7 protein-coding genes and 1 riboswitch are annotated in these 8,888 nt (G+C 74.2%); of the genes, 4 read left to right on the top strand and 3 right to left on the bottom strand.

Translation table 11 applies throughout. The features are described from left to right. On the bottom strand, positions 1–2,107 hold a 2,107-nt coding region (locus tag AC1Q49_RS15575), incomplete at its 3' end, for a DNA polymerase III subunit gamma and tau (protein WP_492493276.1). An 86-nt stretch (positions 2,108–2,193) separates the two neighbouring features. On the opposite strand from AC1Q49_RS15575, the gene AC1Q49_RS15570 reads away from it, so the two are divergent. From AC1Q49_RS15570 to thiD, 4 genes are all read left to right on the top strand, one after another. Next, positions 2,194–3,297 carry an NAD(P)-binding domain-containing protein gene (locus AC1Q49_RS15570; RefSeq protein WP_191008056.1) on the top strand — a complete coding sequence of 368 codons (1,104 nt, stop codon included), beginning with the start codon at positions 2,194–2,196 and terminating at the stop codon, positions 3,295–3,297. A gap of 49 nt (positions 3,298–3,346) precedes the next feature. Continuing rightward, positions 3,347–3,441, top strand: a riboswitch (TPP riboswitch). Then, positions 3,434–4,237 carry a hydroxyethylthiazole kinase gene (gene thiM / locus AC1Q49_RS15565; RefSeq protein ID WP_492493273.1) on the top strand — a complete coding sequence of 268 codons (804 nt, stop codon included), beginning with the start codon at positions 3,434–3,436 and terminating at the stop codon, positions 4,235–4,237. Its footprint overlaps the riboswitch before it by 8 nt. After that, positions 4,234–4,917, top strand: a complete 684-nt coding sequence (gene thiE / locus AC1Q49_RS15560) for a thiamine phosphate synthase (RefSeq protein ID WP_492493271.1) — start codon at positions 4,234–4,236, stop codon at positions 4,915–4,917. Before thiM ends, thiE begins: the two co-directional genes overlap by 4 nt. Next, a complete protein-coding gene (gene thiD, locus AC1Q49_RS15555; protein ID WP_492493269.1) occupies positions 4,914–6,347 on the top strand; it encodes a bifunctional hydroxymethylpyrimidine kinase/phosphomethylpyrimidine kinase in 1,434 nt (477 codons plus the stop codon). Before thiE ends, thiD begins: the two co-directional genes overlap by 4 nt. Before the next feature lie 91 nt (positions 6,348–6,438). Here thiD and AC1Q49_RS15550 read toward each other — a convergent pair whose 3' ends face one another. After that, positions 6,439–6,951, bottom strand: coding sequence for a hypothetical protein (locus tag AC1Q49_RS15550; RefSeq protein ID WP_492493267.1), 513 nt, complete (start codon positions 6,949–6,951; stop codon positions 6,439–6,441). Positions 6,952–6,955: 4 nt separating this feature from the next. Continuing rightward, a partial coding sequence (locus AC1Q49_RS15545; RefSeq protein WP_492493265.1) for a primary-amine oxidase occupies positions 6,956–8,888 on the bottom strand: 1,933 nt, incomplete at its 5' end.

The raw sequence follows: 8,888 nt of genomic DNA, 5'->3' as shown, positions 1-8,888 counted from the left end.
GTACGGGGGCGGGACGCTCGACGGCCACGGGCGCCCGCGGCGGGACAGGCGCGTCGTCGACGGGCGGCGGGAACTCGTCGTCGTCCGGAGCGTCGTCGTCGGTGAGGGTGTACTCGGCCGCTGCCGGGGACGGCGCCTCGCGGACCGCCGTCAGCGTGCGGACGGGCGCCGCCACGGCATCCTCGGGCTCGTCGTCGACCGCGAGCCCGGGCGCCTCCGTCAGGGCGGATGCGACGGGAGCGGACGGCGCGGCCGCCGCCGGGCCGGGATCGGTCGGGATCGGCGCGACGGCCCACTCCGTCACGGGCGCGGCGGCCGCGGAGGCCACGGAGCTGCCCGTCCGTCCGCCTCCGCCCGGGCGCGCGTCGCCGGTGGGAGCGGGCGCGGTCGCGGGCGGCGATGCGGGCCGCGGGGGCTCCGCGGGAGCGCCGTCGGACGGCGGGTCGGCGTCGAAGCGCGCGACGTACTTGACCCGGATGCCGAGGACAGCGTGGATCGCTCCGCGCAGGTCTTCGCTCGGTCCCTTCCCGGCCGCGAGCTTCTTGAAGGCGGCCACGTCGCCCTGCGTCCGGAAGCTGAGGGTCAGCACGTCGTCGGCGAACGCGATCGGGGTGGCGTCGGTCGCGATCATCCACGACGACCGGCTCACCGGTTCGAGCCGCTGCAGGATCTCGGGCCACGCGTCGCGCACCTGCGGCAGCGTCACGGGACCTGCCGGCGGCACGGGAGCGGCGGCCGGCGGCGGAGTCGGTGCGGCGGCAGCCGGCGGAGTCGATGCGGCGGCAGCCGGCGGAGTCGGTGCGGCGGCAGCCGGCGGGACCGGTTCCTCCGGCGGAGTCGACGCGACCGGTGCGGCCGGCGCGGCGGCAGACGGCGGGGTCGGCGCGGCGGCCGGTGCAGCCGGGTGGGAGGCCGGCGGCTCGGCGACGGGAGCGGCGGCGGGCACGGCCACCGGCGGCGAGTCCGGGGCCGCCGCCGGAACGGATCCGGCGGTGTGGGCGAGGACGCGGGCGACGAGCAGCTCCAGCTGCAGCCGCGGAGACGTCGCACCGCTCATGTCGTCGAGGGCCCCGACCACGAGATCGGCGATGCGGGAGAGGCGATCGGTGCCGAACGCGGACGCCTGACGGCCCATCCGCTCGAGCTCGTCGGCCGGGATGCCGCGCAGCACCGCGCCGGCACCGTCTCCCGTGGCCGCGACGATGATGAGGTCGCGCAGACGCTCGAGCAGGTCGTCGACGAATCGACGCGGGTCCTGACCCGTCTGCACGACACGGTCGACGGCCGCGAAGGCGGCGGCCGCGTCGTGGGCCGAGAACGCCGTGACGACCTCGTCGAGCAGGGCGCCGTGCGTGTAGCCGAGCAGGGCGACGGCGCGCTCGTAGCGCACGGTCGCACCGGCGGCACCGTCGACCGGATCGGATCCGGCGATGAGCTGGTCGAGCAGCGACAGCGTGTCGCGGGGCGACCCCCCGCCGGCGCGGACCACGAGCGGCAGCACGCCCGCCTCCGTCTGCACACCCTCCTGGGCGCACAGCTGTTCGACGTACTCGAGCATCGCGGCGGGCGCGACGAGGCGGAACGGGTAGTGGTGGGTGCGCGAGCGGATCGTGCCGATGACCTTCTCGGGCTCGGTCGTCGCGAAGATGAACTTGACGTGCTCCGGCGGCTCCTCGACGAGCTTGAGCAGGGCGTTGAACCCCTGCGCCGTCACCATGTGCGCCTCGTCGAGGATGAAGATCTTGAACCGGTCGCGCGCGGGGGCGAAGATCGCGCGCTCACGCAGGTCGCGGGCGTCGTCGACGCCGTTGTGCGAGGCCGCGTCGATCTCGACCACGTCGAGGGAGCCCCCGCCTCCGCGGCTGAGCTCCACGCAGCTGTCGCAGACGCCGCAGGGGGTGTCGGTCGGGCCCGCCGCGCAGTTCAGGCAGCGGGCGAGGATGCGCGCCGAGGTCGTCTTGCCGCAGCCGCGCGGGCCGCTGAACAGATACGCGTGCCCGACGCGGTCGCCGCGCAAGGCGGTCATGAGCGGCTCGGTCACCTGCGCCTGCCCGATCATCTCGCCGAACGTCTCCGGACGGTAGCGGCGGTACAGGGCGGTGGTCACCAGAACAGACTACGGCGTGCCCCCGACATGCGGCGCGGCGGGCGCCCCGGCGGGAACATCTGCGGCCGGACCGCGTTGGGATGGGCATGAGTCTCGCCCTGCCCGACCGGACGGTGGACGTCCTCGTGATCGGCGCCGGCCAGGCGGGACTGTCGGCGGCCTACCATCTGCGCCGCCGCGGGTTCGTCCCGGCACCGGGCGACGGACGCGCCCCCGTGTTCGTCGTGCTCGACGCCGATGCCGCTCCGGGCGGCGCCTGGCAGCATCGGTGGCGTTCGCTGCGGATGGCGACCGTCAACGGCATCCACGAACTGCCGGGAGCCCCCGTTCCCCCGGCCGACCCCGACGCGGCGAGCGCCGACGTGCTCCCGGCGTACTTCGCCGACTACGAGCGGCGATTCGATCTGAGGGTCCAGCGGCCCGTGGACGTCACCGCCGTGCGCCGCGTCGACGCCGATCCGCACGGCCTCCTGGAGGTCGACACCGATCGCGGAGCCTGGCACGCGCGGTTCGTGATCAACGCCACGGGCACCTGGCGACGGCCGTTCTGGCCCCACTACCCGGGTCAGGAGCAGTTCGCGGGCCGCCAGCTGCACGTGCACGACTACGTGTCGGCCGACGAGTTCCGCGGTCAGCGCGTCGTCGTCGTGGGCGCCGGCATCTCGGCCGTGCAGCTCCTGGAGGAGATCTCCCGGGTCGCCGACACCTTCTGGGTCACGCGGCGGGAGGTGCGGTGGGATGCCGCGGAGTTCGACACCGCGGCCCGCGTCGCGGCGATCGCGGGCGTGGAGGAGCGGGTGCGGCGCGGTGAGGCGCCGGGCAGTGTGATCTCGGTGACGGGCCAGCACTGGACGCCCTGGGCGCGGCGCGCGCAGGAGCGCGGCGTCCTCGTGCGCCACCCGATGTTCACCCGCATCGAGGAGCACGGGGTACGGATGCCCGACGGGTCGTTCGAGCCCGCCGACGTCATCCTGTGGGCCACCGGCTTCCGCGCCGACATCGCCCATCTCGCCCCGCTGGGGCTGCGGACCGCGCTCGGCGGTGTCCGCGTGGCGAACGGTCGCGCCGTGGACGAGCCGCGGCTGTTCCTCATCGGCTACGGGCCGTCGCAGTCGACGGTGGGCGCGAACCGCGCCGGCCGCGACGCGGTGCGCGCGATCGTGGCCGACCTCGCGGCCGCTCCGGTCTGAGCCGCCGACGGCGGGTTCGCGCCCGCGGCGACGCCCTGCTACATTCCTGGTCAACGACACGGGGTGCCCGAACCATGGGCTGAGATCACACCCGTCGAACCTGATCTCGTTCGTACGAGCGAAGGGATGTCCCCTGATGAGCGCGCGCGCCCACCTCTCCCCCGCCGACGCCGTGGATGCCGTGCGCACGGCCCATCCGCTGGTGCAGTGCATCACCAACGCGGTGGTGACGAACTTCACCGCCAACGCCCTCCTGGCCCTGGGCGCCGCCCCCGCGATGTGCGACATCCCCGGCGAAGCGGGCGTGTTCGCGGGCATCGCGGACGGCGTGCTCGTGAACCTCGGCACGCCGACGGCCGAGCAGCGCACCGCGGCGCGCGAGGCGGTCGCGGCGACCGAGCGCTGGGTGCTCGATCCCGTCGCCGTCGGCGTGCTCCCGGTGCGGACGGCCCTCGCCACCGAGCTCGTCGAGCGCCGACCCGCGATCGTGCGCGGCAATGCGTCGGAGATCCTCGCACTCGCCGGCCTCGGGGCGGGCGGACGCGGCGTGGATGCCACCGACGACCCGGAGGCCGCGGGGGACGCGGCGGTCGCGCTCGCCCGGCGGACGGGCGGGGTGGTGGCGGTGTCGGGGCCGGTCGACCTGATCACCGACGGCACCCGGGTGGTCCGGGTGCACGGCGGCGACGCGCTGCTGACCCGGGTGACGGGAGGCGGATGCGCGCTCGGTGCGACCATGGCGGCCTTCCTGGGCGTGTGCGACCCGCTGTCGGCGGCGGTCGCGGCCTCCGCCGTGCACGCCGTCGCGGCGGAACGGGCGGCGCGCGCGGCCCGCGGGCCGGGCTCGTTCGCGGTGGCGTTCCTCGACGCTCTGGCCGCCGTGGCGCCGGCCGACCTCGACACCCCCGGTCGCCTCTCGTCTGCGGAGCCCGCACGATGAGCGGGGCCACCGGTCACGACCTCTCGCTGCACCTCGTCACCGACGAGCGCATCCCGTTCCCGCTGCTGTGCGAGATCGTCGCTGCGGCCGTGGCCGGCGGGGCGAGCGTGGTGCAGCTGCGCGCCAAGACCTCCACCGCCCGCGAGCTGATCGCACAGGCGGTCGCTCTGTCGGATGTCGTCGCCGCACGGGCGGGGCTCGTCGTCGACGACCGGCTCGACGTCGTGCTCGCGGCCCGTGACGCCGGCGCCCGTGTCGACGGCATCCACCTGGGCCAGAGCGACGTGCCCCCGCAGACCGCCCGTGCCCTGCTCGGCGCCGACGCGCTGGTCGGCTGGACGGCGAACACCCCCGCCCATCTCGCCGCCGCGGCCGAGATGCCCGCCGGCACCCTCGACTACCTCGGGGTGGGGGTCATCCGACCCACCGCGACCAAGCCCGATCACCCCGAGCCGCTCGGCATCGGCGGGTTCGCGAGGATCGCCGCCGCGACCGCGCTGCCCTGCGTCGCGATCGGGGGCGTGACGCCGGCCGACGTCCCTGCCCTCCGGGCCGCGGGCGCCGCGGGCGTCGCGGTGGTCTCGGCGATCTGCGCGGCCGCCGATCCGGGCGCGGCGGCGGGGGTCTTCGCCGCCGCTCTGACCGGCCCCGCCGAGCACGCCGCCGAGGCGGCCCGGTGACCGCCGGCATCCCCCGCGTGCTCAGCATCGCCGGGACCGATCCGACCGGTGGGGCGGGCATCCAGGCCGACCTCAAGTCGATCGGCGCGCTCGGCGGGTACGGGATGGCGGTGGTCACGGTGCTCGTCGCCCAGAACACCCGCGGCGTGCGCACGCTGCACGCCCCGCCGACGGCGTTCCTCGACGAGCAGTTGCGCGCGGTCAGCGATGACGTCGAGATCGATGCGGTCAAGATCGGGATGCTGCTCTCGGGCGAGATCGCCGGCGTCGTCGAGGCCTGGCTGACGCGGGTGCGTCCGCCGGTGGTGGTCCTCGATCCGGTGATGGTGGCCACGAGCGGCGACCGGCTCCTCGACGCCGAGGCGGTGGCGGCCGTCCGTCGGCTGTGCCGCCGCGCCCACCTCGTCACCCCGAACCTGCCCGAGCTGGCCGTCCTCGTCGACGCCGCGCCCGCCGCATCGTGGGCGCAGGCCGTGGCGCAGGCCGAACGCCTGCACCGTGAGACCGGGACGGCCGTGCTGCTGAAGGGCGGGCACCTCGACGGCGCCGCCTCTCCCGATGCGATCGTCGACGCCGACGGCGTGCACGAGGTCTCCGGCATCCGCGTGATGACCCGTCACACGCACGGCACCGGGTGCTCGCTGTCCTCCGCCATGGCCACGCTCGGCGCCGCCGGGATGCCGTGGCCGGCGGCGCTGGCACGGGCGAAGGCGTGGCTGACGGGGGCGTTGCAGCATGCCGACGCCCTTGGCGTCGGCGAGGGCGACGGACCCGTCGACCACTTCCACGAGCTGCGCCCCGCGCTGCGGGACGGGGCGCCGTGGAGCGCGGGCGTGTGGCGGCTGACCTCGACCGTTCGCGCCGACGTCGACGCGTGCGACCTCGTGACGGGCCTCGGCGACGGCTCCCTCGACCTCGACCGCTTCCATCGCTACCTCGCGCAGGACGCCCTGTATCTGCGGGCATACTCCCGCGTGCTCGCCCGCGCCGCCGAGCTCGCGGCGGATGGGCAGGAGCGCGCCTTCTGGACCGAGGCGTCGGCCTCGTGCCTCCTCGAGGAGGAGCGTCTCCACCGCGTGCGCATCGGCGAGGCCCACCCCGAGCCGGGCCCGGCCACGCGCGGCTACCTCGCCCACTTCGACCGGGTCGTCGCGGGCGGCTCCTCTGCGGAGCTGGTCGCCGCCGTGCTCCCCTGCTTCTGGCTCTACGCCGACCTCGGCACCCGGCTCGCGCCGCTCGCGCACGACGCGCACCCCTACGCCGACTGGCTGCGGGCCTACGGCGACCCCGCGTTCGCGGAGGCCACGAGGCGGGCGATCGCGATCGCCGACGCGGCAGCCGCCGCGGCATCCCCGGACGACCGCGATCGGATGTCCGCCGCGTTCGAGCGGTCGATGCGTCACGAGCTCGCCTTCTTCGACGCCCCCTGAGGGTGACGATTCCGTTGACGCTCACGCCGGATACCAGACCCGGGTTTCCTGCGCACGCGTCAACGGAACGGCCTGTGGACGAGAGGGCGCCTCAGACGACGAGGGCGAGCGACATCAGACCGACGGATGCCGCCATCGCCGCGTACTGTCCGCGATCCAGCGCGGTGCGCGCCCGCACGGCCACCCGCACCGATCCGAGCACATAGGCGCCGGCGAGCGCCACGCCCACCGGGGCGAGCGCCGGAGCGGACGCCCCGTGATGATGCGCGGCGTCGGCGACCCCGCTGCCCGTCATCGCGAGCATCAGCGCCGCCATCACGACCATGCCCGCGGCGGCATGCAGTCCCATGGGCATCCGTACGGCGTCCGCGGAACGGCCGGATCCTCGTCGCCGTCCACCGGCCGCCGAGAGGGCGATCGCCCCGGCCAGGAGCATCGCCACCCACCACACCACCGGCACGAGCCGCGTCACCGCGGCATCCGCCATCGCGACGAGCATGAGCAGCGCGGTCGCCAGCTCCCCGGCTCGCGCCCGCCGCCGGTCGGCTGCCAGGCAGCACAGTCCGATCGTGGCGGGCGCGAGCGCGAACAGGTGCAGGGTCACGTTCTCAACTGTGGTGTCCGTGACCGCCGTGGTCATGACCGTGACCGCCGTGATCATGACCGGGCGCGCAGTGCGCGGACGTCGGCGCGGGAACATGCAGCGCGGGGTTGCGCTCGAAGAAGTTGTACGGCTTGAGGGTGAACTTCGCGTAGTCCATCGGCATGACCGGCCAGTCCTCGTTGCGCGGGAAGTGCGTCAGACCGAAGGTGTGCCACAGCACGAGGTCCTCGCCGACCAGCGGCTCGTCGCCGGCGATGAAGGCGGGGATGCCGCCGCCGCCCGGGTGCTGGTTCACGAAGTCCCCCGCCGCGTACCGCTCGTCCGGATCGTACTTCGTGACGAAGAGGTTCTTGGTCGCGAAGGCGGCGCGCGCGGCGATCGAGGAGTCGTCGTCCGCCAGCAGCACGGGGGTCTCCGTCGGGAAGAGCACGTACGACGTGGGCTGGCCCATCGCCGTGGTCCGCTCGGTCGAGGCGATCTGCCAGACCCGGTTCACGGCGCCGTCGGCGACGCGGCCGGAGACCTTCTCCGACACGATGGGCGTGACCTTCTTCGTGAAGGCGTTGCCCGCCGGGTTCTGCGGCGAGATCGGCACCCGCACCGCGTCGATCTCGTTGACGACGTTCGCCACGCCGTCCACGGTCATGTCGAGCCGGGCCGAGAAGAGGTGCTGATGGTAGGGGGCGCCCAGGCCGGGTGCCACCTGCGACGCGAACGGGTAGTCCGCGCCGGGGTAGGCGGAGGTGAAGAGGATGCCGGTCAGCTTCGCCTCGCACTCGAGCGTGCCGTCGAGGTACAGGTACCAGAAGAAGCCGTAGTCGTAGTTGCCGACCGTGGTGAAGAAGGAGATCACGAGCCGGCGCTGGCGGCGCACCTCGCTGGCGCCCGTGAAGATGTCGGTGTGCTTCCAGAGGGAGCCGAAGTCCTCCTCGTGCATGCACACGCCGTTGCGGACGGTCCGCGGCATCCCCAGCTCGTCGGCGAGCACCGCGTCGACGTAGGTGATGTCGCCGACGCAGTCGCACCCGAGCTCCAGCTCGTTGGTGTAGCGCCCGAACAGGTATTCGCCGGTGTCGAAGTAGTTCTGCCAGAAGCGGTTGGGCGCGGGGTCGGCGTACGGTACGACCATCTCGCTGATCGAGCCGCGGTACATCACCGGTCGTCCCTGGAAGCTCAGCTGGCGCAGGATCAGCCCTTCGCGCGCGTCGAAGCCGATGCGCAGATCCCAGTCCCCCCACACGACGTGCTCCTGGTCGACCGTGAAGCTCGACCCCTCGGGCTGGGTGATGACGATCGGCTTCAGCCCCTCCAGGGGCGGTCCCTGGAGGGCGGGATCGTCGTAGTTGCCGCTCGTCTCGGGCACCGCGAACCCGGGGGTGTCCACGATCTCGATCACCGAGCGCGCCGCGACATCGATGTAGGCCGTGAGGCCGTCGACGGGATGGGCCCACGGATGGTCCTGGGGGTGATCCTGGCGGAAGGCGAAGGTGCGGAGGATGCGTCGTCCCTCCTCGGCCGGGTACCCGTAGTGTCCCGCCGACAGCGGAACGAGCACGACGTCCTCGACGGTCAGACCGCGGGCGGCGAGCGCGGCCACCCATCCCTCGTCGGCGCCGGCGATCACGCCGACCTCCTCGAACTCCGCGTCGAGGATCGGGAGCTGTCCCGCCGTCCCGTCGAGCACCGTCTCGCGCAGCACCTCGCCGCTGGCGAGGGACACGACGAGGTCGCTCGACCGGGTCGTCGCCATGTCGAGCAGCTGCACCCGTGCGCGCCGCTCGGGCGCGGGTCCGCCCTGCTCCCAGGCCGCGATCTCGCCCTTGGCCGGCTCTTCCAGTCCGACGTAGACGAATCGGACGCGATCGGTGGTCGACGCGAGCGCCAGCACGATCGTGCGGACCGCGTCGATCTCGGCGGCGGAGAGGGAGGCCAGCGGG

It is taken from the genome of Microbacterium sp. MPR-TSA4, assembly GCF_058792815.1.
Note: the sequence above shows the minus strand (reverse complement) of the source record. Positions and strands in the feature narration are given on the sequence as shown.